We start from the raw sequence: 479 nt of genomic DNA on the forward strand, positions 1-479 counted from the left end.
ATTGTAGATACTGTAACGTTTCTTGAATTTTCGATGACAAGTTTTTGGCGGTTTGTTTGTTTGTGAGTAGCGGCTTGTAAAAGATCCTGCGTAACGCGGTCTGCCAAATCACCGTCAGCGATTGAGATATTTGTAATAGTGATGATCGCTGTTTGAATCGCTACTTGGATAGATGCTGCAACCTGTGCATCAACAGAAGAGACGTTAATGTCACAAGAGTCTCTGACGATAATGACTTCTTCAGATGTCTGCTTTGTGAAACTTACTTGATCCAAGTCTTGTAAGACATCTTCATCATCATAATAGTCGTCACAAAGTGCTTTTCTTTCATAGTTGCAATCGTCGTGGTGTCTGTGGTGTCCGTGATGTCCGTGGTGTGTACAGTTACGATCTAGAGCGACCCAAGAATATGGTTTAGAATCCATTTCTATTCCTCCTTCCGTTTACTTTATTAAATGCTGGAATGCGTGGTTTTGTCT

At 40.9% G+C, this 479-nt stretch carries 1 protein-coding gene; it reads right to left on the reverse strand.

The features are described from left to right. Nucleotides 1-425 (reverse strand): spore coat protein (locus GFC01_RS17995; RefSeq protein ID WP_152948498.1); only part of this gene is annotated, 425 nt, incomplete at its 3' end. Between the last annotated feature and the right edge of the window lie 54 nt (nt 426-479).

It is taken from the genome of Desulfofundulus thermobenzoicus (assembly GCF_009428905.1).
In the GTDB taxonomy this organism is placed as follows: Bacteria; Bacillota; Desulfotomaculia; order Desulfotomaculales; family Desulfovirgulaceae; genus Desulfofundulus_A; species Desulfofundulus_A thermobenzoicus.